This is a genomic window from Streptomyces sp. NPDC027189 (assembly GCF_055566975.1).
This window is the reverse complement of sequence record NZ_JBVHRI010000040.1, coordinates 16867-40737: the sequence shown is the minus strand read 5'-3', so window position 1 is coordinate 40737 and position 23871 is coordinate 16867. Positions and strand designations below refer to the sequence as shown.

20 protein-coding genes and 1 pseudogene are annotated in these 23871 nt (G+C 69.8%); 13 read left to right on the top strand and 8 right to left on the bottom strand.

Translation table 11 applies throughout. The annotated features are described in order from the left end of the window. Positions 1 to 93: 93 nt before the first annotated feature. From ACZ4RZ_RS46215 to ACZ4RZ_RS46200, 4 genes are read left to right on the top strand one after another with little or no spacing between them, the layout of a single operon-like run. Positions 94 to 615, top strand: a complete 522-nt coding sequence (locus ACZ4RZ_RS46215; RefSeq protein WP_467753581.1) for a cobalamin B12-binding domain-containing protein — start codon at positions 94 to 96, stop codon at positions 613 to 615. Further along, positions 612 to 1862 carry a methylaspartate mutase gene (locus ACZ4RZ_RS46210; protein WP_467753580.1) on the top strand — a complete coding sequence of 417 codons (1251 nt, stop codon included), beginning with the start codon at positions 612 to 614 and terminating at the stop codon, positions 1860 to 1862. Before ACZ4RZ_RS46215 ends, ACZ4RZ_RS46210 begins: the two co-directional genes overlap by 4 nt. Next, positions 1859 to 2689 carry an ABC transporter permease gene (locus ACZ4RZ_RS46205; RefSeq protein ID WP_467753579.1) on the top strand — a complete coding sequence of 277 codons (831 nt, stop codon included), beginning with the start codon at positions 1859 to 1861 and terminating at the stop codon, positions 2687 to 2689. Before ACZ4RZ_RS46210 ends, ACZ4RZ_RS46205 begins: the two co-directional genes overlap by 4 nt. A gap of 25 nt (positions 2690 to 2714) precedes the next feature. Beyond that, positions 2715 to 3659, top strand: coding sequence for a TauD/TfdA family dioxygenase (locus tag ACZ4RZ_RS46200; protein WP_467753578.1), 945 nt, complete (start codon positions 2715 to 2717; stop codon positions 3657 to 3659). Between the two features lie 67 nt (positions 3660 to 3726). Here the strand turns inward: ACZ4RZ_RS46200 and ACZ4RZ_RS46195 are convergent, their stop codons facing one another. The 8 genes from ACZ4RZ_RS46195 to ACZ4RZ_RS46160 all read right to left on the bottom strand — a co-directional run bounded on the left by ACZ4RZ_RS46195 (position 3727) and on the right by ACZ4RZ_RS46160 (position 14993). Next, entirely contained in the window at positions 3727 to 4641 is a 915-nt protein-coding gene (locus ACZ4RZ_RS46195) for a GHMP family kinase ATP-binding protein (protein WP_467753577.1), read from the bottom strand. Positions 4642 to 4651: 10 nt separating this feature from the next. After that, positions 4652 to 7879 carry a non-ribosomal peptide synthetase family protein gene (locus ACZ4RZ_RS46190; RefSeq protein ID WP_467753576.1) on the bottom strand — a complete coding sequence of 1076 codons (3228 nt, stop codon included), beginning with the start codon at positions 7877 to 7879 and terminating at the stop codon, positions 4652 to 4654. After that, positions 7876 to 9138, bottom strand: coding sequence for an ATP-grasp domain-containing protein (locus ACZ4RZ_RS46185; protein WP_467753575.1), 1263 nt, complete (start codon positions 9136 to 9138; stop codon positions 7876 to 7878). Before ACZ4RZ_RS46185 ends, ACZ4RZ_RS46190 begins: the two co-directional genes overlap by 4 nt. After that, on the bottom strand, positions 9135 to 10607 hold the full coding sequence (argH, locus tag ACZ4RZ_RS46180) for an argininosuccinate lyase (RefSeq protein WP_467753574.1): 1473 nt from the start codon (positions 10605 to 10607) through the stop codon (positions 9135 to 9137). The genes ACZ4RZ_RS46185 and argH overlap by 4 nt, the downstream gene beginning before the upstream one ends. Beyond that, positions 10604 to 11677, bottom strand: a complete 1074-nt coding sequence (locus ACZ4RZ_RS46175; RefSeq protein WP_467753573.1) for a cysteine synthase family protein — start codon at positions 11675 to 11677, stop codon at positions 10604 to 10606. Before ACZ4RZ_RS46175 ends, argH begins: the two co-directional genes overlap by 4 nt. Positions 11678 to 11900: 223 nt before the next feature. Further along, positions 11901 to 12854 (bottom strand): ATP-binding cassette domain-containing protein, encoded by a 954-nt coding sequence (locus ACZ4RZ_RS46170; protein WP_467753572.1) that lies wholly within the window; start codon positions 12852 to 12854, stop codon positions 11901 to 11903. Positions 12855 to 13007: 153 nt separating this feature from the next. Continuing rightward, complete coding sequence (locus ACZ4RZ_RS46165) at positions 13008 to 13751, bottom strand: hypothetical protein (RefSeq protein ID WP_467753571.1); 744 nt, start codon at positions 13749 to 13751, stop codon at positions 13008 to 13010. Between the two features lie 606 nt (positions 13752 to 14357). Continuing rightward, positions 14358 to 14993 carry an HAD family acid phosphatase gene (locus ACZ4RZ_RS46160; RefSeq protein WP_467753570.1) on the bottom strand — a complete coding sequence of 212 codons (636 nt, stop codon included), beginning with the start codon at positions 14991 to 14993 and terminating at the stop codon, positions 14358 to 14360. A 333-nt stretch (positions 14994 to 15326) separates the two neighbouring features. On the opposite strand from ACZ4RZ_RS46160, the gene ACZ4RZ_RS46155 reads away from it, so the two are divergent. The 9 genes and pseudogenes from ACZ4RZ_RS46155 (at position 15327) to ACZ4RZ_RS46115 (ending at position 23859) form a co-directional block, all read left to right on the top strand. Further along, positions 15327 to 15515, top strand: coding sequence for a hypothetical protein (locus ACZ4RZ_RS46155; RefSeq protein ID WP_467753569.1), 189 nt, complete (start codon positions 15327 to 15329; stop codon positions 15513 to 15515). Positions 15516 to 15697: 182 nt separating this feature from the next. Beyond that, positions 15698 to 15859 (top strand): annotated as a pseudogene (locus tag ACZ4RZ_RS46150) (transposase); the annotation flags it as partial. 1045 nt (positions 15860 to 16904) lie between these two features. Next, entirely contained in the window at positions 16905 to 17306 is a 402-nt protein-coding gene (locus ACZ4RZ_RS46145) for an integrase (protein ID WP_467753568.1), read from the top strand. Between the two features lie 50 nt (positions 17307 to 17356). Further along, the gene (locus ACZ4RZ_RS46140; RefSeq protein ID WP_467753567.1) at positions 17357 to 18385 is read left to right on the top strand and encodes an amidohydrolase family protein; all 1029 of its coding nucleotides are present in this window, start codon (positions 17357 to 17359) and stop codon (positions 18383 to 18385) included. After that, on the top strand, positions 18385 to 19014 hold the full coding sequence (locus ACZ4RZ_RS46135) for a hypothetical protein (RefSeq protein ID WP_467753566.1): 630 nt from the start codon (positions 18385 to 18387) through the stop codon (positions 19012 to 19014). Before ACZ4RZ_RS46140 ends, ACZ4RZ_RS46135 begins: the two co-directional genes overlap by 1 nt. Positions 19015 to 19601: 587 nt before the next feature. After that, a complete protein-coding gene (gene ltnD / locus ACZ4RZ_RS46130) occupies positions 19602 to 20519 on the top strand; it encodes an L-threonate dehydrogenase (protein ID WP_467753565.1) in 918 nt (305 codons plus the stop codon). A gap of 1 nt (position 20520) precedes the next feature. After that, a complete protein-coding gene (otnK, locus tag ACZ4RZ_RS46125) occupies positions 20521 to 21801 on the top strand; it encodes a 3-oxo-tetronate kinase (protein ID WP_467753564.1) in 1281 nt (426 codons plus the stop codon). Continuing rightward, a complete protein-coding gene (locus ACZ4RZ_RS46120) occupies positions 21798 to 22496 on the top strand; it encodes a class II aldolase/adducin family protein (protein WP_467753563.1) in 699 nt (232 codons plus the stop codon). Before otnK ends, ACZ4RZ_RS46120 begins: the two co-directional genes overlap by 4 nt. Before the next feature lie 52 nt (positions 22497 to 22548). Continuing rightward, positions 22549 to 23859, top strand: coding sequence for an MFS transporter (locus ACZ4RZ_RS46115; protein ID WP_467753562.1), 1311 nt, complete (start codon positions 22549 to 22551; stop codon positions 23857 to 23859). Positions 23860 to 23871 lie beyond the last annotated feature (12 nt).

The window sequence follows — 23871 nt, the reverse complement described above, 5'->3', positions numbered from 1 at the left end:
GCGGTAATTCAAGATCGATAAGGCCAGTTCCGGCCAGCGGGCGCCCCGTCGTGACGGTGTATTGCGCAGTAGAGTCAAGACCCAGTCGCCTTTATGACGCATCCTTACGCCGCCGAGCGGTCGTCGTATCCGGTCGCGCTGCCGGAGCGCTCACCGCTCCCCGACCCCGGGATTCCCATGAATTCCCTGCACGGCATCCACATGCCTTCGGTGCTGGTCACCGGAACCTCTTCCGATGCCCACACCTGGAACCTCGTCTATCTCCAATTAGTGCTGGAGGAATGGGGCCACACGGTCGCGAACCTCGGCGCCTGCGCGCCCGACGAGCTCGTGCTGCGCTCGACGCTCGACCTGCGGCCCGACCTCCTCGTCGTCAGCAGCGTCAACGGCCACGGCTTCAATGACGGACTGCGGCTGATCCGTACCCTGCGCGCCCGGCCGGAACTGGCCGACACCACCATCGTGATCGGCGGCAAGCTCGGCACCGACGGGTTGCGCAATGTCGGCCAGGTCCGTCGGCTGACGGCCGCGGGCTACGACAGGGTCTTCGACGACGGCGACGTGGCGGCCTTCCGCACCCTGGTCTCCGGGTTGCCCGCCCGAGCCGTGTCGTGACGTCCGCGCCCTTCGGCGATTTCGTGGCCCGTGCCCATGCGCGAGGCGCACTGGTGGTGCAGCCCAGGATGGGGTTCAGCGACCCCGTGCAGATGCGCGAGGGCCTGGCCCGCACCCGGGCGGCCGACGCGGTCACGGTGGGTACCCTGACGCTGGACAGCTATACGCGCGTGCGGGACCTGGCGGCCGCCCGGCAGGCCGTGGCCGACGGCGTCCCGCTCAACGGCTACCCGATCTGCTCCCACTCCCCCGCCACCTCGCGCGCCCTCCTCGACGGCATCCACACCGCCGAGTTCCCCGTGCAGGTCCGGCACGGCTCCGCGCGGCCCGAGCACATCTTCTCGGCCCTGCTCTCCCTCGGGCTCGACGCCACCGAGGGCGGCCCGGTGTCGTACTGCCTGCCCTACAGCCGGACGCGCCTGAGTGACTCCGTCGCGAGCTGGCGCGTCAGCTGCGCGATGCTGGCCCGGACCCGTGGCGACGGCGCGGTGCCGCATCTGGAGAGCTTCGGCGGCTGCATGCTGGGGCAGCTCTGTCCGCCCTCGATGCTGGTCGCGCTCAGCGTCCTGGAGTGCGTGTTCTTCGTCCAGCACGGGCTGCGCAGTGTGTCGTTGAGCTATGCACAGCAGACGAACCCGCAGCAGGACCGCGAGGCCGTGGCCGCGCTGCGCCTGCTCGCGCGCGAGCTGCTGCCAGAGGTCGACTGGCACGTCGTGCTCTACGCGTACATGGGCGTGTACCCGCTCTCGCGCGGCGGGGCGCTCGCCCTGCTCGAGGCAGCGGCCCGGCTCGCCGTCGAATCGGGCGCCGCCCGGCTGATCGTCAAGACCGCCGCGGAGGCCCATCGCATCCCGAGCGTCGCGGACAACGTGGAAGCGTTGGAGAGCGCCGCGCGCGCCGCCGCGGGCTCGGCTCCCCGGCCGGCCCCGGTCGCGGCCGGCTCCGAGGTGTACGCGGAGGCCCGCACCCTCGTCCACACAGTGCTCGGCCTCAACGACGACGTCGGCCGCGCGCTGCTGACCGCCTTCCGGCACGGCCTGCTCGACATCCCGTACTGCCTGCACCCGGACAACCCGGGGCGGGCCAGGAGCTTCATCGACCACGACGGCCGACTGCGCTGGTCGGACACCGGTGCCCTGCCGCTCGCGGGCACGGCCGTGTCCGCCGCGCGCAAGCTCACCTCGACCGATCTGCTCACCGCGCTCTCCCATGTGCAGCGGGCCTACGACTCCGGAGGAATCCCATGACCAGCACCTCGACGCTGCCGTCGGCCGACGCACCCGGACTGTCCTGGCAGGGCAGCAGTCTGCCCGCACAGCTGCTGATCCTCACCGGACGGTCGGTCAGGGCCCATTTCGTCCACCGCAAGGCGGTGGTCCTCACCATGCTGCAGCCGGTGTTCATGCTGCTCCTGCTCAGTCAGGTCTTCGGCGCCATCGTGGACCGCCGGCACCTTCCCGACGGCGTCGCCTACCTCGACTATCTGCTGCCCGCACTGCTGGTCACCACCGGAATCGGTCCCGCGGTGGCCTCCGGCATCGGGCTGGTGCGGGACATGGACAACGGCGCGGTGGCCCGGCTGCGCACCCTGCCCATCCACGCCCCGCTGCTGCTGTTCGCCCGCAGCTTCGCCGATCTGCTGCGCACCGCCGCGCAGTTGGTGATCCTGCTGGTGGTCGCGACGGTGTTCCTGGGCGCCGATCCGGCGGGCGGTGCGTCCGGGCTGCTGGCCGCACTGCTGCTGACGTGTGTGGTGGTGTGGGCGATGACCTGGATCTTCCTGGCGCTGGCCGCCTGGCTGCGGAACGCGGAGGCCATGCAGAGCGCCGGCTATCTCGTCACGTTCCCCTTGATGTTCGCCTCCAGCGCCTTCGTACCCTCGGACCGCCTGCCGGACTGGCTGCAGGTCCTCGCGACGCTCAACCCGCTGTCGTACGCGATGGACGCCACGCGTGCGCTCGCCCTCGACCAGCCGCTGGGCGGGGAGGTCTGGTCCGCGCTCGGCGCCAGCGTCCTGGTCGCGCTGGCCGGATCGACAGCGGCCGTACGGGCCTTCAAGCGCCCGGCGGCCTGAACTCACCCAGAGACGGAGAGACATCATGCCCGAGACCGAGACAGGCCCGCTCACCCGACTCGACGCGAGCTCGGTGCCCCCGGCCGGCGCCGTCGACTGGATCACCGAACATCGCGGGAAAATACGGGACTTGACGACAGAGCACGGGGCCGTGCTGCTGCGCGGTCTGCGGCTGGACGATCGCGCGGCCGCCGTCGCGGCGGTCGGCCGGGTCATCGGCGAGCCCATGACCGAGCGGCAGGCGTTCGCTGCGCGCGACACCTACGGGCAGGGGGTCCACTCGTCCTCGCACTGGCCGGCCGACCAGCCCATGTGCATGCACCACGAGCTCAGTTACGCGCCCGAGGTGCCCCGGCTGATGGCGTTCGCCTGTGTGACACCCCCGGCGAGCGGCGGCATCACGGCGATCGCCGACGGCCGGGCCGTCCTGCGCGATCTGCCGAGCGCTCTCGTCGAGCGCTTCGAGCGGCACGGCTGGCGCCTCACCCGCCACTACAACCCCTTCGTCGGCATCACCTGGCAGGACGCCTTCGGCACCGAGGACCGTGCGGCGGTGGACCGTTACTGCGCCGAGCACGGCATCGAAGCGCGCTGGGACGCGGACGGCGCGCTGCGCACCGCGCAGACCTGCCCCGCCGTCGTACGGCATCCCGAGACGGGCGAGCGGTGCTGGTTCAACCAGATAGCGTTCCTCAACGAGTGGACGATGGCGCCGGAGGTACGCGAGTTCCTGACCGCGGAGTTCGGGCCCGAGGGTCTGCCGTTCAACACGTTCTGCGGCGACGGCTCGCCCCTCGACCGGGCCACCGTCGACCTCATCAACGAGGTGTACGAGGCCCACACGGTCCGCGAGCCGTGGCGGTCCGGTGACGTCCTGGTGGTCGACAACATCCGTACGGCGCACAGCCGCGAACCCTACCGGGGTGATCGCGAGATCATCGTGGGCCTCGGCGAGCCGTACCGCCGCTGACCACAGGCGTACGACTGAGGGGCCACCCCCGGGATTCCGGGGGTGGCCCCTCAGTGGTGCGCGCGGCTCAGTGGAAACTCAGGGTGCGGTACACCGTCACATTGCCCACGAGTTCCTGGCACGCCTGCGCGGCGGCGGCCAGCTGACCGTGGCAGTCGGGCGCCGCCGTGTCCAGCAGGATTCCGAGCGTGGTGCCGCTGTGTCCGACGACCACACCCAGGCCGCCGATCCCGTCGCAGATCTCGATCATCGGCTCCAACGACCACTTGTGGCGCAGCACTTGGTTCATCCGCGCGCTGGCGGTCGCGACCTCGCCGACCTCGGCCAGGTCCCGCCGGGCCACCGCGCGCGTGATCCGGTCGAGGAGCCGGGCGTACTCCCGCTTGTCCCGCGCCGTGAACGGTTTGGGGATGCTGTTGAAGTCGACCGTGTCCACCGCACCCCCCTCGTCGACGCTGACCACCGCCATCGACGGCAGCGAGCCGAGCCGGGCGCGCAGCCGCACACTGCGGTGGTGGAAGGCGACCACCGAGGGATACAGCACCCCGTCGGTGGGCTCGATCCTGGCGAGGTAGGACTCGATGCGGCGCGGCGGCATCGGTTCTTCGAGTGCGTTGGCGACCGCCCGTGCCGTGGCCACCAGGTCCGCGGACGAGCTGGCGAGCCCCTTGCCCTCGGGCAGCATGCTGTCGATCTTCAGGACGCCGCCCGCGGGCCGCTCCGCGTCCGCCATGATCATCGAGGTGAGTCGCAGGGCCTTCTTCTTGTGCGGTGGCCACACCTGAAGCGTCTCGGTGTGCGGGTCCACCTCGAACCGGGCCATGGCCCAGCGGGCGACGGGCAGTGTGACCAGGAAGTCGCCGTCCGCCTCGGGCAGCACCCCCTGGAGCAGCTCCCCGAACGTGCCGAAGGCCGCGCTGACCCCGGTGGCGGCCACGCGACGGTAGTCCGCGTGGGGCGCCAGTGTGTCGATCGTCGTCACCTGGTCCCTCCTAGTCGCGGTGCGTGGACGCCGTAGTGCCGGCCCGCACCAGTTCGGCGGTCTGAGCCGGTCGTGTGCTGACGAAGTAGTGCCCGCCCTGTTCCAGTTCGTGGAGTGTGACCCGGTCGGAGACGGCCTTCCAGTCCCCGTGGCCCTCCTCGAACCGCGCGGTGGAGGCGTCGTCCTGTGCGACGACGACCTCCACCGGAGCTCCGACACGGTAGCGCTCTGCGTCCTCGCGGATCCGGATCAGGTGGCTGTTGGCGGTCAGCACGTCGTGCCGGTAGGCCCGCCCCACCACCTCGGCACGTTCCGGCTTGAGCCCGTCCAGTTCGACGTACGCGTTGTCGACGCGCAGCCGGGAGAGCAGGGTCCGGGTGTCCGCGTCGGTGACCTCCGTCATCTCCGCGCGCAGCGCCTCGGTGTCCTCCAGCAGGAGGGCGCCGATGAAGGCCCGCTCGACGGCACGGCCCGCCTGTTCGAGGAGCCGGACGGTCTCCAGCGCGGCGGCGGCGCCCGCGCAGTGCCCCCAGACGAGTACGGGTGTGGTGACCTGTTCGCAGATCTCGTCCCGTACCCGCCGGGCGACGGCCGGGACGTCCTCCATCGGCTCGTCGTCGCCCGCGAAGTCGTGTCCGGGCAGTTCGACCCCGAACACCGCGATGCCGTCGCGCTCCAACTCGGCCGCCAGGGAACGGAAGTTGACGGCGTTGCCGCCCGCGTACGGGAAGCACACCAGGGTGTGGTGGGGATCGCGGACGGCCGACAGCGACTGGAGCAGGCCAGTGGCCACCGATCGTCCGCCGGTCCCGCGCTCGCGCTCGTCCAGGGCCGCCGCGAGATCGGCGAGCACCGGGCCGCTCACCAGGTCCTTGAGCGACAGCGCCCGGTCCAGCTGGACGAGGAGTCGCACCGCCGCCAGAGACGTTCCGCCGAGTTCGAAGAAGTTGTCGGCCCTGCCGATGCGCTCCAGCGGCACGCCGAGCACTTCCGCCCAGAGCATGGCCAGCCGCTGTTCGGCAGGGGTGCTGGGCGCCGCGTACGTCGCGCCGCCGTGGCCCAGCGTCCCGGCCAGGCGGACCAGGGCCTTCTTGTCGACCTTGCCGTTCTCGGTGAGCGGCAGCCGCTCCAGCTGGTGGAAGTAGGTCGGCACCATGTAGTCGGGCAGCAGCGCGGCGAGGAAATCCCTGGCGCGCTCCGTCGCCAGCTCCTCCGCGCCGCTGAAGAAGGCGACGAGGTTGCGCAGGTCGCCGCTGTCGCCGTCGATGACGACCGCGGCCTCGCGGATGCCGGGCATGCCCAGCAGCTTGTTCTCGATCTCGCCGATCTCGATGCGGAACCCGCGGATCTTGACCTGCTCGTCCCGCCGCCCCAGATACTCGATGCGGCCCTCGGGCAGCCATCGCCCGAAGTCCCCGGTCCGGTACATCCGGGTCCCCGGGCGGAAGGGATCGTCGAGAAACGCCTGGCGGGTGCGCTCCTCGTCGTTGATGTAGCCGCGGCCCACACACACTCCGGAGAACACGATCTCGCCGGGCGAGCCGAGCGGGGCCAGGGCCAGATTCTCGTCCAGCACATAGGTGTTGACGTTGCGCAGGGAGCGGCCGACGGTCACGAAGTCGCGGTCCGGCACGCGGTCCAGGACCTCGTGCATCGTGTCGTCGGACACCTCGGTGGCGCCGTACGCGTTGACCAGCTTGATGCCGGGATACGCGGCGAACCAGCGCTGCACCAGTTCGTACTTGAGGGCCTCCCCGGTGACCGAGACCGTGCGCAGCGCACCGAGCGGGCGGGGGTGCTGCTCCAGATGCGTGAGCAGCACTTCGAGGTACGAGGGGACGACCTGGGCCACGGTGACCCGGCCCGCCACGATCTCGTCGACGAAACCGGCGACGTCGAGCAGCACATCGGTGTCGACGATGCGCACGCTGCCGCCGACCAGCAGCGGTGCCGCGAACTGCCACAGGGAGATGTCGAAGCACTGGGAGGCCGTCTGGGTGACGACTTCCCCGGTTCCGGCCGTCATCTCCATGTCGTCGATCTTCATATGGAGGTGGTTGAGCATTCCGGCGTGCTCGCACAGCGCTCCCTTGGGGGCGCCGGTGGAGCCGGAGGTGAAGTAGATGTAGGCGGCCTGATCCGGCGCGATGGGCAGCTCCGGGGCCTTCACGGAGGCGTCGGACACCTGGATCTCGGGCACCGACAGCACGGCCGGCGGGGTGCCCAGCCGTGCGGACGCCTCGCGCACCAGGGTCTCGCTGCCGGGCTCGGTCAGCGCGAACACGCAGGCGCTGCGGTCGAGTTGGGCAGCGACACGGTCGGCGGGGAAGTCGGGGCGCACCGGGAGGTAGACACCGCCGGCCTTGAGGACACCCAGCGCGGCGGCGATCCAGTCGAGGGTGCGGTCCATGACGACGGCCACGACGTCCTCGGTGCGCGCGCCGGCGCCCAGCAGGGCGTGGGCGACACGGTTGGCCCGTTCGTCCAGCTGCCGATACGTCCAGCGGGACTGGCCGTGCACGGCGGCCACGGCGTCCGGAAACTCCCGTACCCGGTCCTGGAAGAGGTCGACGAAGGTCCGGTCGGGCAGGTCGACGCGCGGTCCGGCGAGTCCGTGCAGATGCGTGTCCACCTCGTCGGCGGACAGCAGCCGCTGCCGGTGGTGGCGCTGCGCGGGGTCGGCAGTGAGCAGGCGCAGCGCCGCGAGGTGATATCCCGCCAGTCGCCGGGCGTACTCCCCGTTCAGTTCGGCCCGGTCGTGCTCGATGCGCAGGACCAGGTCATCGCTGTCCCGGACGAAGGCGACCTTCAGGACGACGCCCTCGTCGAGGCCGTGGTCCCCGCCGCCTTCCGATACGACGCCGGACAGGTCGAGCACCACCTCGGGCCGTACGTCCGCGCGGTGTGTGGTCGCGAGGGCCTCGGCGGCGCGGGTCACCAGCCCCGCCCAGGTACCGTCGTCGACAGTGAGACGCAGCGGCGCCGCGGGCCGGCCCGCTTCCGTCACATGGCCGATGAGCAGGTCGTGTTCGGCGGCAACGGTCGCCAGAACTCGGGCATGGGCGGCGAGCAGCAGGGCGGGCAGCGTGGTGCCCGGCCCCGCGGCGGACGTGTCGAGCGCGCGCGTCAGCTGCGCGGGCAGGCGCTCCTCGCAGCGGGCCACCCCTCGCTCGCCGCCGACGGGCATGGTCCATCGAGGGATTCTGGTGAATGTGTGCTGCTTCCGGTGATCGCTCATCGGCCCCCGTTCCCTTCCTCCGGCGCTGCCGGCTCCTCCAGCTCGATCCTGATCAGGCGCGCGGCGGACTCCGCGCGCCGTGCCGCTTGTTCCGTGTCCGTGCCGACGGCGACCACACACCCCAGGCGGTCCTGGAAGGAGTGCGTGATCCGCACCTCCCGGCCGACCGTCGTGCCGGTCTGTGCCGTGACGACACCGGGGGCCGCGCTCGCGGCTGCGACGCCGTCCACGCCCGTGACCCGTCCTTCGCCCGCAGCCATCACGAAGCGCACGGCGGCGTGTCCCTGCGCGGTCCCCGGGAGTGCGGCGTCCTGGCCCGCGGCCCGAGCGATCACCGCGTCCACGAGGTCCGTTCCGGTGGCGGCGCGTACGGCGACGGGGATCATCCCGCCGGCGAGCCGCGGGTTGACCTCGATGACCACGGGTCCCTCGGCGGACCAGCGCAGCTCCGTGTGGGCCGCGCCCCAGCCGAGCCCCAGGGCGCCCAGCGCCCGCAGGGCCAGGTCGCCGAGCGCCCGGACGGTGCCGGCGGGCACGCGCGCGGGTATGTCGTGCCCGGTCTCCACGAAGTAGGGCTCGGGACCGGTGTGTTTGGCAACGACGGTGACGACACCGCCGTCGAACGTCTCGACCGAGAACTCCGGCCCGTCCACCGCGGCCTCGACGAGGATCACGGTCGGCACCGGGTAGCCCCGCTCGTCCGTGGCCCGGCCCAGCAGCTCGCGCGCCCACTGCTCGGTCTCAGCGCGGTCCCGGCACAGCCGGACACCGTGCGACCCGGAGCCGCTGACCGGCTTGAGCACCACCGGGTGGCCGATGGTCTCCGCGGCCCGGAGGGCATCGGCCGGGTCGGAGACGGCCGTGAACGCAGGGACGGGCACTCCCGCGGCGGAGAGCGCCGCGCGCTGGACGTCCTTGGACCGGCAGCGCGCGATGGCGTCGCCGTCGGCCGCGGGCAGTCCGAGCTTGGCCGCCGCCCGCGCCGCGGCCGCCACGAAGTACTCGGAGCTGGAGGCGACACCGGCCAGACCCGCCCCCTCGGCCAGCGTGCCGCAGGCGTCGAGCACGGCCGTCAGATCGCCGGTGTCGAGCACCAGGGTGTCGATGGAGTCGTCGGCCACGTACGGATAACGGGCCGGGTCCCGGGTGAGCAGCACGGGGCGCAGACCGCGGGCCCGGGCCGCCGCACAGAACTCCCGTCCCGTTCCGGTGGTGTTGCTCTCCAGGAAGGCGAACCACTGCCTTTCGCTGTCGTTCATCGTCCGTCTCCACTGTCCCGCCGCGCCACGATGGCGCCGACGGCCGCATCGAGGTCCCGGCCTGCCTGTGTCAGCCGTGTTCTCTGCCCGGCGAGCCATCCGACCTGGTCGCCCAGCCTGTCCCGCAGTCCACGGACCGCGCTGTCGCAGGTGCCGGGGCCGCCGCCCCGGTCGTGTGCCGCGACGACCTCCTGGAGCGAGGGGACCTCCGTGCTCACATCGGCGGGCAGACCGTCGGGGAGCGTGATCTTCGTGAGTTCCGTCTCGCCGGATTCGATCGCCTCCCGTACGGCGGCGCCCACCACGTGATGCGCGGTGCGGAACGGAACCCCTTGTCCGACCAGCCTGTTGGCGATCACCGTGGCGGTCACGAACCCTTCCCTGGCCCGCTGCTCCATCCGTTCGGGCACCGGGCGGGCGCCGCTCACCAGCACCTGGGCCAGCAGCACGGAGTCGCGCACGGTGGCCAGCGCCGACCACGACCCGGCGACCGCCTCGGTGCCGACCTCGATGGAGTTGGTGAACGGCGTCGACTTCATGGCGGAGGCGGACGCGGTCCACGCGCCGACCGCGGCGGCCGCCTTGCCCTTGACGTGCTCCAGAAGGAACGCGTTGCGCTTCTGCGGCATGGCCGAACTCCCGCCCACCAGCCGCTCGGGGAACTCCACGAAGCCGAACTCCTGGGTGCTCCACAGCTGGAGGTCGGTGGCGAGCCGGCTCAGGGTCAGCGCCGCACCGGCCGCCGCGGCGAGGGCGCGCAGCAAGGTGTCCCGGGCGGCCACGGCGTCCATGGCGTGCAGGGGCGGACCGGCGAAGCCCAGCAGGGCGGCGGTGCGTGCCGGGTCGATCGGCAGATCCGTCCCGGACACGGCGCCCGCGCCGAGCGGGCAGCGGTCCAGCTCCTCCAGGGTGTGCCGCAGTGCGGCAATGTCCCGGTCGAGGGCCGCCGCGATCCCGGCCAGGTAATAGCCGTACGTCACCGGCATCGCCGGCTGGAAGTGGGTGTACACCGGCATGACCACGTCCCCGTGGGCACGCGCCCGGGAGAGCAGCACGGCCTGCAGCCGCAGCACCTCACCGAGCAGGTCGGTGAGATCCGTACGCAGCCGCATTGCGGTGATGGTCGCCTTGATGTCGTTGCGGGAGCGGCCGGTGTGCAGCTTGCCTCCGACGTCGGCGCCCAGCTCGGCGACCAGATGCGCCTCGTACATGAGGTAGAGGCCGCGCGGTGCTTCCTGGCCGTACAACTCCCGGAAGCCGTCGGCCCGCAGGCGGGTGATGCGCTCCAGGAGTGCGGCGGCCGCGGAACGGGGCAGCAGCCCGCGCTCGGTCAGCATCACCACGTGCGCCAGGTCGATGGTGGAGGTGAGGCCGAGTTCATGGCGTATCTCGTCGGGTCCCGGGTCGCCGTACACCACACGGCGGGTGCGCGGCCCGAGCGTGCGAGTGAGCCGGCCCGTGCCCGTCATGACAGCACCGGTTCGGGAAGGGGGCCGCCGGTGCGCGGCACGGTGCCGTGCACCTCCTCGTAGGTGCGTCGCCTCCAGGCCAGCCGGGTCCAGCTGTCGCCGGCCTCGGCCGGGGAGTCGATCAGTACGGGCTCGACGGGCAGTTCGGGACGCAGATGACCGTTGTCGGCGAGCCAGGCGTCGTTGTACACGGTCGCCTGGTAGCGGTAGCCCTCGTCCGGGAGCATCACCACGCACAGCGCGTCGGGGTTGCTCGCGGCCCACCACTGGGCGGCGAGGTAGGCCGCACCACTGGTCGGCCCCTGGAAGAGCGCGTGCGTGGCGTGCAGCTTCCTGGTGTACGCGTAGGCCTCCGCCGCGGAGCACCAGTGCACCTCGTCGAAGGTGGAGTGGTCGAGGTTGGCGGGCCACAGACTGTTGCCGAGGCCGCGCAGCGCACGGGGCCCGTCGCTCTGGCCGAACAGCACGCTGCGGTGGCTGTCGACTCCGATGGCGAGTGTGTGCGGGGTGCGTTCCCGCAGCCCGCGCGTGGTGCCGCACATCGACCCGCCCGATCCGACGGGACCCACGAGGCAGTCGACCGTGCCGAGCGAGCGGGCGATCTGCTCCGCCACCACGTCGTACGAGCGCGGGTTGTCGGGGTTGCTGTACTGCTCGGGGCAGAAGGTGGCGGGAAGTTCGGCCCGGACCTCGGCGAGCCTGCGCAGCCGGGCCTCCTGGAAGCCACCGACGGGCGCGGGCTCCTGGCAGATCTCCACCTTGGCACCGAGGTCGGTCAGCCTGCGGTACAGATTGGCGTCGATGGCGGGGTCGCTCACCAGGATCAGCTCCCGCTCCATCAGGGCGGACTGCATCGCCAGGGCGAGGCCGAACGTGCCTGACGTGGTCTCCACGATCACCGTGTCCTGGTCCAACTCACCGCGCTGAGCGGCACGTTGCAGGATGAAACGGGCAGGCACCAGCTTCATCAGAGAGAAGACCGCGCCGTACAGATTGGGGCCGAGCCGGATGAGGCGCGGCATCATCTGCGCCTCGGTGATCGAGTGGTACGTCGGCGTGGTCGCCGTCATGAGAACTCCCTGGAGAATCAAGGCCGTGGGCGGGGGGATGCGGACCGGTCTCGGCGCGGTGGGCGTTGCCCGTGCACCCACCGCCGGACCCGCGCCCGCCAGTGGGCGGGCGCCGTGGGTTCCCGGGGCGGATCGACAGGGTTCCGGCGTCCATTGGTCAGCTGACTGATGATCCACAGATTCACTGGTCGGCCCGTATACGAAAGGGTGGAAGCGCGGGGCCTCAGGAAAGGACCGGAACTCCGGTCCGTTGCTCGGAGAGGGCCAGATACACGTCGTCCAGGGTCGGTTCGGACAGCGAGATCCCGGTGATCCCCACTCCCGCGGTGTCGAAGGCGCGCACCACTGCGGCCAGTCCGATGGACGCCTCCACCGGGGCACTGACCACACCCGCCGTTTCACCGACGGTGGGTTCGAGACCCGCGGCACGCAGCGCGGCCAGCGCGTCCGTCACCTCCCCGGGATCGGCGAGGGTGGCCCGGACCGTGCTGCCGCCGAGTTGCTCCTTGAGCTGCGCGACCGATCCGTCGGCGATGCTCCTGCCGTGCCCGAGAACGATGACCCGGTCGGCCAACTGCTCGGCCTCTTCGAGGTATTGGGTGGTGAGCAGCACGGTGGTGCCGGCCGCCACCACATCGCGGACGAGCTCCCAGAGCGCGTTGCGGCTGACCGGATCGAGGCCCGTGGTCGGTTCGTCGAGGAAGAGCACCTGCGGGTGGCCCACGAAACTACTGGCGAGATCGAGGCGTCGACGCATTCCTCCGGAGTACGTACCCGCCGCTCGGTCGGCCGCCTCGGTCAGTGCGAACATCTCCAGCAACTCCTCGGCGCGTGCCGCCGCTTCGCGTTTGCTGGCGCCGAGCAGACGCGCCACGAGAAGCAGATTCCCACGGCCCGAAAGGGACGCGTCCACCGCCGCGAACTGTCCGGTGAGACCGATGCGGCGGCGCACCTCGCGAGCCTCGCGCACCACGTCGAACCCCGCAATGCGTGCCGTCCCTTTTGTGGGGGGCAGCGCGGTGGCGAGGATGCTCACCAAAGTGCTCTTGCCGGCTCCGTTATGGCCGAGGAGACAGAGAACTTCTCCTTTCCCAATACGAAAACTGACATCCTCGAGTGCCCGCGTGGCGCCAAAACATCTGCCCAGCTCAATCGCTTCGATCATCACGCTGCCCATTGATGCCATTCCTCGCTCATAGCGGGTTGGGACGCCTGTTTGGAGAGGCAGGGAAATCCTGCAATCCCGGCTGTCCGTACCACAAGGAGAGCTACAGCAAGCTGCCATAGACCTGAGGGTTTCCTCATTGTCAAAGGCTGGGGTGACAAGTTCTTACCCGGCCAGCTGGCCGTTGCCGGACGACAGGTCACCCGAAGGGGACAGCAGTCCGAGTTCAACGGCGCGGGCGCCGGCCTGAAATCTGGAGCTGGCTCCCAACTCGCGGGTGATTTCGGCGACGTTACGTCGATAGGTGCGTACCGACACCCCCAGTTCACGGGCGGCAGCCTCGTCCGTGCGCCCCGAGCTGAGGGCCAGCAGGATGCGCCGGGCGAGCACGCCGCGCGAACGGTCGCTCAGTCGTCGATGGTCCGCGAGTGTCGCACTGCCCGACCAGGAGACGGCGAACAGCGTACGGAGATTGCGCAGGACGGCCGGTGCCCGCACGACCACAGCCTCGCGGACCGCGATCCCGTTGCGGGTCCACACCGCACCGACACCGTTGTCAGCGAGGACCATTTCCTGCAGCGGCGCCCTGACCAGCCGCGCTTCGACTTCGGGCGCGTACTTGTCCAGATGTTCCAGGAAAGCGCGATTGCGTAACAGCCCGACCCGGCCGAGCACTTTGACATCCACGCCGCGCGCGGCGGCCCGGCCCAACTGGCCGATGAGTTGATAGGCCTCGTCCTCGCCCTCGCCCGACAGAACGACGGCCAGATGGCGCCTGGTGGAGGCGATCATCCGTTCCGTGGCGGCCCCCACGGAGTCCTCGTCCGGTTCGAGCGAGGCCACGAGCCGCTCTTCGTTCCGATGGCGGTCGACGGCGATCTCGACGAGTTTCTGAGCATCCAGCAGCATGCGCTCGATCTCGTCGTGCGAGGGTCGGGATCCCGAGTGGTCGGTTATCGGGCCCGAATCGGCGGAGGCATCGAAATTGACAGACGTACTGGGCACAGCTCCCCCTGAAGCTTGACCAATATTAGTCCACGTCCGACTTGCTCAAACGACTGGAAAGCAGTGATCCCACAATGGGACAGCATCCGTACGAACAGTCGGAGGAAGCCAACTAACGGAGCGTCAGAGAAAGCTCGACAATAAGGCCGCGCGACAGATAAACGAAGCAGTCAACATTCTGCATGTGAGCTCTCATTCCCCCGGAAGTTGATACATGGGACAGACCGGGCGGTGGAGCCGCTTCCCTCGCGGGACGCCCCAACCACCCCTGCCATCCCAGTAGTTCAACGGTACCTAGCACAGCTCCGTAACGTCAAATAGCTACTGTCTGAAACAATTACGGGAAACCTCATTGTGGCGGCGACGTCTCCCGGGATAGACACGCAAGGTGATCAGCACGTAACGCGCAACGGCCTCCGGTACGCCGCCAAAGCACGGTCGAACCGGAGGCCGTACCCTCATCGCATGCCGCTCAGCGCACGTGGGCGCCGCCGGCCGGCAGCCCCGTGCTCAGGACAACGCCCCGTCGTAGTCGGGAAGCTTGAACGTCCGCTCCGCGTGACCTCCCACGAGATCTGTCGTGTTGTTCCCGATGTTCGCGATGATCGTGTAACCCTGGGCTTCGATCTCGGCCCGCTTGGCCGTCTTGAACTTGGCGGCGTCCCCGAAGATGTCGCCAAGTCCCCGCTGATACAGGCCCGTCACCGGAAAACCGACGGATTCAAGGTTCGCCTTCGTCACTATCTCGATCAGATCCGGGCGTGCGGTGACGAAGAAGATGGCCACACCCCGGTCATGGGCGTAACGGACCAGTTCAAGAGTCGGCGCGACCGCCGGGGTCGGCGGGAACGGGTGGAAGTGCGTCTCCAGCGAGGTGTTGTCGATGTCGAGGACGATCGCCTGCTTCTGTCCCGCGCCGTTGGATATCCGCTGCTCGACATAGGGGCGCGCCTCGTCGATCACCTTGCGCACATCGGCCTGCCAGGTCGCGTAGTCGACATCCGCCGCCGCGGCGACGGCGCGTACGCCGCCCGGCCGCTCCTGATCGCCCACGGCGGCCTGAGCGTCCGCCGCACCGGCCAGCCCCAGCGCCAGCACCGCCGTGACGGTCGCCGCCGCGCGCCCTCTCGAAACAGCCTTGGTCATTCGTTCCTCCACCGGATTCGTCGTACGGCGGACCGAACGGCCCCCCGCCGAACCGAACCTATGTGCCAAAAATGACCTTGCGGGCCCGCGTGACCGCAACCGGTGGCCGAACCACACCCGAACCACACCGACGCGTCAAAACCCCCACGGCTTTCCGCCACACCAACCAACCCACTGGCAACTAACTGCCAACCGGGAACACGATTCCCGTACCGCCGCCCCCTGACAGCGAGCGCGACTCATTGCCGCGGGCGGGTCCGCGCCAACCCGACCCATCATGGTGCACGAGCCGGCGCCGGCCGAGGAGTTGCTGGAGCGGGCGTCGCCGTCGGAGTGCGACGCCGAGCAGCTCCCGGCCTGGGTGGCCTGGCAGCGCAGGCCTTCCTGGGGCCGCGGCCCCGCGAACTCGCGTTCATCATGGTCATCACCTTCCTCGTCTTCCGACTCGGCAAGGGCGCGGTCCTCTACTCCGTGGAACCCGAACGGGCGAAGACCAAGTCCTGGACGATCGCAGGCAAGTGATGGTCCTGGCCCGACGCCAAGTCGTGCACATGCTTCTGGTCGCGGTCCTCGTCCTCTTCCTCAGCCCCTTCGGCCGGCTCGTGATCATCGCGTTCAAGGCCCCGCCGAAGTGCGCGCCCTCCCCATTCACCACGCTCTACCGGCAGGAGCGAGCTGCTCCGGGTGTTCGCACCGAGCCGGCTGTGGTGCCGCCTGCGCCGGTGAGGTCACAGGGTGGTGGTCGGCGTCGGCACTCGGACCGCGAAGTGTTGGCGGCAATCGTCTCAGTGGCCACGTCGGGCTGCGCTTGGCAGCAGTTGCCCGCGTCGGCCTTCGGCCCGTCGGGGGCGCGCGCCGTATGCAGGGGAGCCGGAACCACGGCCGGGCTCGCTACCGCTGCCGCTTCCCGAAGGAACAGGCCCTGGCCAACAAGATCGACCACCCAGGCACGGTCTGCCTCCGCGAGGACGCCCTGCTCGATCCAATCGACCACTGGCTCGCCAAGATCTACGCCCGGCGCAGCCGCGAAGGCCGCTTCCGACAACAACACTCGCCAGAGCGGAAAGGCAGCCCGCAACATCACCCGTGAGGAGATCCGCAGCATGGTGGAAGGCTTCGGCGGTCTGCTCACGCTCCTGCGCCGAGCTGACCCGGGCACGCAGCCGAGTTCTACCGCCGGCTCGGTCTGCGCCTGACCTACGACCACGAAACACGGATGGTGCCGACCGAGACCCGGCCGGCACCATCCGTGCACGCAAAAATTGTGTCCGAGGGGGGAGTTGACCACTAACGATACTGTCGTGATCGCGCAAGAACGGCTCGAGCTGCAAGATCCGCCGGATGGCCCCCCTCGGCGTGACGCGCGCCCCTGGGAGAAGCCCGCACAAGGCGATCGTGAGGACGGACAGAGCCTTCGCACCGCGGCCAGGCCCGTGCCAAGGCTCCGAGGGCAAAACAGTCCCCGGTAGTGCTGCACGTGTCCTGAAGCTTCAGTCGTCACTGTCGCCTCGGTATCGCGCCGGCTTGCCGGGGGCCTGAACCACATTCTGTCGAAGTCGCTCCGCCGACTAGACGTCCTCATCGACTTTGCGACTTTTTCGGTCTTGTGGTCTAGTAACCACCGTGCACGCGTTTTGCCATAAGTCAATAGGTTCTAGGTAAATTTTTCAGCATCTGGTGGGCGAGGCGCGTGGCTAGCCCGCTGATTCCGGTGCATGCCCCTACCCGCCCCGTACCGCTCCATAACGGCTGCACCGCCCGCGACCTGGGACGACGCTTTTCCGGAGGCGATACGGCACCATCGAACCATCGCTGCAGGTTGTAGCAATAGCGCCATCTCGGCTGGGACCGTGTGCGCGTGATCATCTCACTCGTGTCCAAGGTGGCCCACAAGCTGCTGCCGTCCCCGGGGTGCTGCTGCGCCGCGGCACCTCCAAGGACGCCGCCGAATTGCTCGTGCTCCGGCATGTGAACGCGGTGCTGCGCCGTCAGATCGCCGGCCCGGTCCGCTACGAACCCGCGGACCGGTGCTGGCTGGCCGCACTCTCCAGCCTGATAGCCCATCCCCGACGGCCCGAGGTCTTCCCGATCACGCCCGGTACTCTGCTGGCCTGGCACCGCAAATTCATTGCGGCGAAGTGGGACTACAGCGCCCGGCGCGCCCACACCGGACGACCGCCGGCCAAGGCAGCGCTCAAGAAGCTGATCCTGCAGCTCGAAGGTGGTCGTCTCCCCCGAACAAGCAGCCCGGCCGTCTCTGGTCCGGACTTCGGTGCCATCGGCCGGTTCATGAATCGGCCGACAGCGTCATGATTGTTCGTATAGGCAAGACCTGTCAGACCTTGTTCACACGGGAGTGGACAATGAGTAAGCCGCGGGCTCTGTTGCGGCAGGGCACCGTGATCACGATGGACGACGGCATCGGTGACTTCACCACCGCCGACGTGCTGGTGAACGGCAAGTTCATCGAGGCGGTCGCACCCGACATCGGTGAGGTCGACGCCAGGGTCATCGACGCACGCGGAATGATGGTGATGCCCGGAATGGTCGACACCCACCGGCATACCTGGCAGGCCGCACTGCGGGGCATCGCCGCCGACTGGACACTCGGCCAGTACATAACCGGCCTGCACCTTGGGCTCAGCAGCCTGTTCCGGCCCGAGGACACCTACGCGGGCAATCTGCTCGGCGCCGTAGAGGCCCTCGACAGCGGCATCACCACGCTCCTCGACTGGTCGCACAACGTCAACACACCACAGCACAGCGATGCCGCCGTACAGGGCCTGTTCGACTCCGGGATCAGGGCCGTGTTCGCGCACGGAGGCGGGGCGGACATGTACCAGGTGCCCAGCACCGTCCCGCACGACCCGGACGTGCGACGGGTCCGCGAGCAGTACTTCTCCTCGCAAGACCAGCTGTGCACCATGGCCATGGCCCTGCGTGGTCCGCAGTTCTCCACCCTCGACGTGACCGAGGACGACGTGCGGCACGCCCGCGAACTCGGTCTGCCGATCACCCTGCACGCGGGCGACGGAGAGTGGGGCCGCAGCCGACCCGTCGCCCGGATGAAGAAGCGCGGCCTGCTGGGCCCCGACATCACATATGTGCACTGCAACACGCTCGCCGACGACGAACTGAAGGACATCGCCGACTCCGGCGGCACCGCGTCCATCGCCCCGGACATCGAGATGCAGATGGGGCACGGCTGGCCGGCCACCGGGAGACTGATGAACGTGGGCATCCGGCCGAGCCTTTCCATTGACACCTGCGTGTCCAACAGTGGGCACATGTTCGGCACCATGCAGACGGCGCGAACGAGCCCGAGCACCCCATCGTCACCACCAAGCACTGACCTGCTGACCACCCAAGCGCGAAGGAACCCCTACCGCTGATGACTGCTGCGCGCGCCGCAGCACCACGCCGGGCCGGCCACCGCCGGCCCGGCCGGTGCCGCACCCATCCCAGACCCCTCCGAGCCCTCCTCGCCTGCACCGCCCTCTCACTGACCCTGGTCGCATGCGGGAGGCACACCTCATCCACTCCGCAGACCAACGACGCGGCCGACACCATCCGCAGCCTGGGCGCGGTACCCATCCCCAGCCGCCCGGCCGGACCAGCCACCCCCACGGCGAACGAGCGGCACCTGCAACTGCTGGCGATGGGCGACGCGGTCCGCGCCAACCTGCCCGGCGCCAGCGCCGTGGTCACCGCCGGCGGTCCGCAAGAGGCCCCTGTCCCACGCGCCGGGAAAGTCCCGGACCACGCGGTCGGCACCATCATCGTGACCGTCCGGGACGCCACAGGCCCACTCACCCTCAAGTCCGCCGACTTCACCTCCCGCGACGAGACCGGCACCGCCACCCGCCTCACCCACCGTGGGCCCGCTACCGTCACGGCTCGGCCCGGACACCCGGCCGCGTTGACGCTCATCGGCACCTACGAGGTCGGCGCCGCCGAACTCACCTGGCGCCACGACGGCAAGGTCGTCGCCATCTGGGACTTCAACATCGAACTGGACTGAGCCGGCGGGACCCCGGGCATCAACCGCTGGGGTCCTGCCATCACGGCCGACGCCCGGGATCCCGCCCATAGGGAAGTCCGCCCTGTCAGAGCGTCTCTGGCAGGTAGCAGACAGGAATGGGCGGCTGTCCCCCGCCGACCCAACGAGTTCGTACGGGACTACGGCGCTTCTCGATCCCGCCGGGAGGTCGCCGAGCGCGCCGGCCTCACGCAGCGGGCGTTCCGGGACGGTGCCGTCGGCCAGGACCAGCGCAGTCGGCCCATCGTCGCGGCCGCGTGCAGTCCCTGGCCATCCTGGACGGGCTGCGGTGCGGCACCGGAGAGTTGGCCCACGACGCCGGGGACAAGGGATCGTCCGCGGGCCGGCACGGTCGCCGCCGACCTCTGAAACCCCCAGGGTCTCACTCTCCTGCCTGCCGTCTCGGGCACCCCATGTGACGGACATCACAGGGTGCTGAATCACATCCTCAGGTCATCATATGACCTGATCACTGAACGGTGCAGCCGCCGTTGGGGCCCTGGTGTGGTTCCTCGGGGGCAGCCGCGGCCGGGCTACACCCCGGACGGCACAGCAAGACGAGGATGAGCATGAACGACCAGGACAGTCCGGCACTGCCACACGTAGGTGTGGCGGGACTCGGAGCCATGGGTCTCGGCATGGCCCGCAGCCTGCGGAACGCGGGCTACGACGTGGGAGTCCACGACCTGCGCCCGGAAGTGGCCTCTGCCTTCGCCCGCGACGGCGGGACGGCATTCGCCTCCCCCAGCGACCTGGGGGAGGCGGTGGACGTCCTGGTCAGCGTGGTGGTCAACGCGGCGCAGGTCGAGTCGGTGCTGTTCGGCGCCGATGGCGCGGCCGACCGGCTCCGTCCGGGCGCTGTCTTCGTCATGTGCTCCACGGTGGACCCCGGCTGGTCCTCCGAGCTCGAGGCGCGCCTGGCCGAGAAGGGCGTGCTCTACCTGGACGCTCCCATCTCCGGGGGCGCCGCGCGCGCGGCGGCGGGCGAGCTCACCATGATGACGTCCGGCTCAGCCGCGGCGTACTCGGTCGCCGACCCGGTGCTCGAGGCGATGAGCAGCACGGTCTACCGCCTGGGAGACCGCGCCGGGCTCGGCTCGAAGGTCAAGATCGTGAACCAGCTGCTCGCCGGCGTGCACATCGCAGCGGCAGCCGAGGCGATGGCACTGGGCATCAAGGCCGGCGTTCCGGCCGAGGCGCTCTATGAGGTGATCACGCACAGCGCCGGCAACTCGTGGATGTTCGAGAACCGCATGGCGCACGTGCTCGCCGGTGACTACTCGCCCCGCTCAGCGGTCGACATCTTTGTCAAGGACCTGGGGCTCGTGCTCGACTCCGCCAGGCCGGAGAGGTTCCCGCTCCCCCTCGCCGCCACAGCCCACCAGATGTTCCTCCAGGCATCGGCGTCCAGTCTGGGAGCCGAGGACGACAGCGCGGTCATCAAGATCTTCCCGGGGATCGACCTGCCCAAGCCGACGGAGGTCTGACATGGCAATCCGACTCGGGTGCATCGCCGATGACTTCACCGGCGCCACGGACCTGGCCAACAACCTGGTGCACGCGGGCATGCGCGTCGTCCAGCTGATCGACGTGCCGCCGGTCGGCACCGAGCAGACGATCGACGCGGACGCCGTGGTCATCGCACTCAAGACGCGGACCACCCCGGCCGCCGACGCCGTCGAGGCGTCGCTGCGGGCACTCGACTGGTTGCGGTCGATGGGCGCCGAGCAGATCTACTTCAAGTACTGCTCCACCTTCGACTCGACACCGGCCGGCAACATCGGGCCGGTCACCGAGGCCCTGATGGACGCACTGGGCACCGACTTCACCATCGCCACGCCCGCGTTCCCCGACAACGGACGCACGGTCTTCAAGGGCCATCTCTTCGTCGGCGACGTGCTGCTCAGCGAGAGCGGCATGCGCCACCACCCTCTTACCCCGATGACCGACTCCAACCTGGTCTCGGTCCTCGGCGCGCAGACCACACGAACGGTCGGCCTCATCGACCACACGGTCGTCGCCGACGGCGCCAAGGCGATCCGGGCCCGCATCGACGCCCTGCGCGAGGACGGTTTCGCGATGGCCATCGTCGACGCCGTCTCCAACGACGACCTCGTGCGCCTGGGCGCGGCGGTCCAAGGGCTGCCCCTGGTGACCGCCGGCTCGGGCCTGGCGATCGGCCTGCCCGCGAACTGGGGGTTCACGCCGTCCCGCGCCGCCGCACACCTGCCGCCACCCGGCGGCCACGCGGCCATCGTCTCCGGCTCGGTCTCCGTCGCCACGAACCACCAGGTCCTTCAGTTCCTGCGCAGCGACCGGCCCGCGTTCAGCGTGGACCCGTTGCGCATCGCGGCCGGAGACGACGTGGTCGGCCAGGCCCTGGCCTTCGCCGAGTCGCACCTGGCCGACGGGCCGGTCCTCGTCTACTCCACCGAGGCCCCCGACACCGTCCGCACCGTCCAGGGCAGGCTCGGCGCCGCCGAGGCCGGTGAGCTCGTGGAACGGACCCTGGCCCGCGTGGCACAGGGTCTCGTGGAGCGCGGCGTGCGGCGGCTCGTCGTCGCAGGCGGCGAGACCTCGGGAGCGGTCGTCCAGGCGCTCGGCATCACCGGGATGCGGATCGGACCGCAGATCGACCCCGGCGTGCCCTGGTGCGCCGCGACCCTTCCCGGCGGGGACACGCTCCACATCACGCTCAAGTCCGGCAACTTCGGTGGCCCCGACTTCTTCACCTCCTCATTCGCCCTCCTGGACCGAGAGACCTCATGACCCAGCTCCTGGACACCGTCGGCGACAAGGCACGCGACGAGGCCGTCGACGAGGCACGCAACGAAATCGTCCGGGTGGGCACGAGCCTGTTCGCCCGGGGCTACGTCCACGCCAGCGCCGGAAACATCAGCGCCAGGGTCGGCGACCGCCATCTGATCACGCCCACCGACGCCGCTCTGGGCTTCCTCGAACCCCACCGCCTCGCGCTGGTCGACGCCGACGGCGAGCAGATCGCCGGCGACCGGGCCAGCAAGACCCTGGCGCTCCACCGGCGCATCTACGCCGCCGACCCCACCGCCCGGTTCATCATCCACACCCACTCCACGCACCTGGTCGCACTCACCCTGGCCGGCGTGTGGAGCAAGAACGACGTGCTCCCGCCCATCACGCCCTACTACGTGATGAAGGTCGGGCACGTCCCGCTCATCCCCTACCACCGGCCCGGCGACCCCCGTGTGGCCGACCTGGTGACCGCCCGTATCGCCGAGCGAGCAGCGAGCCGCACGTCCATCAGGGCCGTCCTGCTCGACCGGCTGGGCCCCGTGGTCTGGGGCCCCGACGCGGCCACCGCCCTCGCCGTCCTCGAAGAACTCGAGGAGACGGCACATCTCTGGCTCCTGACCGACCGTCGACCCGAGCCGCTCCCCGCCCCCGCCATCGCCGAACTGAGGAACACGTTCGGCGCCGCGTGGTGACGGGTTCCTCCCCCGTCAGAGAATCCCCTGAGCCGCACGAAGGATTCCGCTCATGTCCATGCCCGCAACCACGACGGCCAGCGTCCCCGGCCTCGCCCATGAGAACGCCGTCTTCCGCAAGGTCGTGCGACGCATCGTCCCCTTCCTCGTCCTCTGCTACGTCGTCTCCTACCTCGACCGCGTCAACGTCGGCTTCGCGAAGCTGCAGATGTCCGCCCAGCTCGGGATCAGCGAGGCGGCGTACGGCCTCGGTGCCGGTCTGTTCTTCATCGGCTACTTCCTCTTCGAGGTCCCCTCGAACCTGATGCTGCAGCGCGTCGGCGCCCGCACCTGGATCGCCCGGATCATGATCAGCTGGGGCCTGGTCTCGGCGGCGTTCGTGTTCGTCACCAACGAGGCGACGTTCTACGTGCTCAGATTCCTCCTCGGCGCCGCGGAGGCCGGGTTCTACCCCGGGGTGATCCTCTACTGCACCTACTGGTTCCCGTCGCACCGTCGTGCCCGCGTCATCGCGATGTTCATGTCGGCCATCCCCGTCGCCGGCATCTTCGGCAACCCGCTCTCCGGCTGGATCGTGGACCGGTTCCACGGCGTGAGCGGTTGGCAGGGCTGGCAGTGGATGTTCCTGCTCGAGGCCATCCCCGCGCTGATCATCGGCGTCGCCACGCTGTTCTACCTCGACAACGGCGTGCGCAGCGCGAAGTGGCTCACCGACGAGGAGAAGACCGTCGTCGAGCGGGCGCTCGCCGAGGACGCCACGCACCAGACGGTGCACGGCCGGGTCTGGGACGCCTTCCGCGAGCCCAAGGTGTGGCTGATGTGCCTCGTCTACTTCTGCTTCGTGTTGGGCCAGTACGCCCTGACCTTCTGGATGCCCACGTTCGTCCAGTCCACCGGCATCAAGGGCAACCTCGCGATCGGAGTGCTCAGCGCCGTGCCGTTCCTGGCCGCGCTCGTCGCGATGAACCTGTTCGGCCGCTCGGCGGACAAGCGCCGCGAGCGCCGCTGGCACCTGGTCATCCCGAGCCTCATGGGCGCCGTCGGGTTCTCGCTGGCCGCCTCCTGGTCCGGCTCGACCGCGCTGTCCCTGATCGCGCTGTCCTTCGCCGCGGCCGGCGTGCTGACCTGCGCGCCGCTGTTCTGGTCGCTGCCCACCGCGTTCCTGGGCGGCACCGCCGCCGCGGCCGGCCTCGCCGCGATCAACTCCGTGGGCAACCTCGCCGGCTTCGTCAGCCCTTACATGATCGGCGCGCTCAAGGACGCCACCGGCTCGACGGCGATCCCGATGTACGTCCTGGCGCTCAGCCTCGTCGTAGGGGCCGCCGCGGTACTCACCACCAAGAAGAACGTCGTCAATCGCTGACCGGAACCGGGA

Coding starts and splice junctions, on each gene's coding strand:
- ACZ4RZ_RS46165 (WP_467753571.1), bottom strand. CDS start 13,751: ATGCTGCTGGATGCTCAGAAACTCGTCGAGATCGCCGTCGACCGCCAT.
- ACZ4RZ_RS46170 (WP_467753572.1), bottom strand. CDS start 12,854: ATGGGCAGCGTGATGATCGAAGCGATTGAGCTGGGCAGATGTTTTGGC.
- ACZ4RZ_RS46120 (WP_467753563.1), top strand. CDS start 21,798: ATGACCCAGCTCCTGGACACCGTCGGCGACAAGGCACGCGACGAGGCC.
- ACZ4RZ_RS46185 (WP_467753575.1), bottom strand. CDS start 9,138: ATGAACGACAGCGAAAGGCAGTGGTTCGCCTTCCTGGAGAGCAACACC.
- ACZ4RZ_RS46190 (WP_467753576.1), bottom strand. CDS start 7,879: ATGAGCGATCACCGGAAGCAGCACACATTCACCAGAATCCCTCGATGG.
- ACZ4RZ_RS46160 (WP_467753570.1), bottom strand. CDS start 14,993: ATGACCAAGGCTGTTTCGAGAGGGCGCGCGGCGGCGACCGTCACGGCG.
- ACZ4RZ_RS46175 (WP_467753573.1), bottom strand. CDS start 11,677: ATGACGGCGACCACGCCGACGTACCACTCGATCACCGAGGCGCAGATG.
- ACZ4RZ_RS46205 (WP_467753579.1), top strand. CDS start 1,859: ATGACCAGCACCTCGACGCTGCCGTCGGCCGACGCACCCGGACTGTCC.
- ltnD (WP_467753565.1), top strand. CDS start 19,602: ATGAACGACCAGGACAGTCCGGCACTGCCACACGTAGGTGTGGCGGGA.
- ACZ4RZ_RS46140 (WP_467753567.1), top strand. CDS start 17,357: ATGAGTAAGCCGCGGGCTCTGTTGCGGCAGGGCACCGTGATCACGATG.
- argH (WP_467753574.1), bottom strand. CDS start 10,607: ATGACGGGCACGGGCCGGCTCACTCGCACGCTCGGGCCGCGCACCCGC.
- otnK (WP_467753564.1), top strand. CDS start 20,521: ATGGCAATCCGACTCGGGTGCATCGCCGATGACTTCACCGGCGCCACG.
- ACZ4RZ_RS46135 (WP_467753566.1), top strand. CDS start 18,385: ATGACTGCTGCGCGCGCCGCAGCACCACGCCGGGCCGGCCACCGCCGG.
- ACZ4RZ_RS46215 (WP_467753581.1), top strand. CDS start 94: ATGACGCATCCTTACGCCGCCGAGCGGTCGTCGTATCCGGTCGCGCTG.
- ACZ4RZ_RS46200 (WP_467753578.1), top strand. CDS start 2,715: ATGCCCGAGACCGAGACAGGCCCGCTCACCCGACTCGACGCGAGCTCG.
- ACZ4RZ_RS46115 (WP_467753562.1), top strand. CDS start 22,549: ATGTCCATGCCCGCAACCACGACGGCCAGCGTCCCCGGCCTCGCCCAT.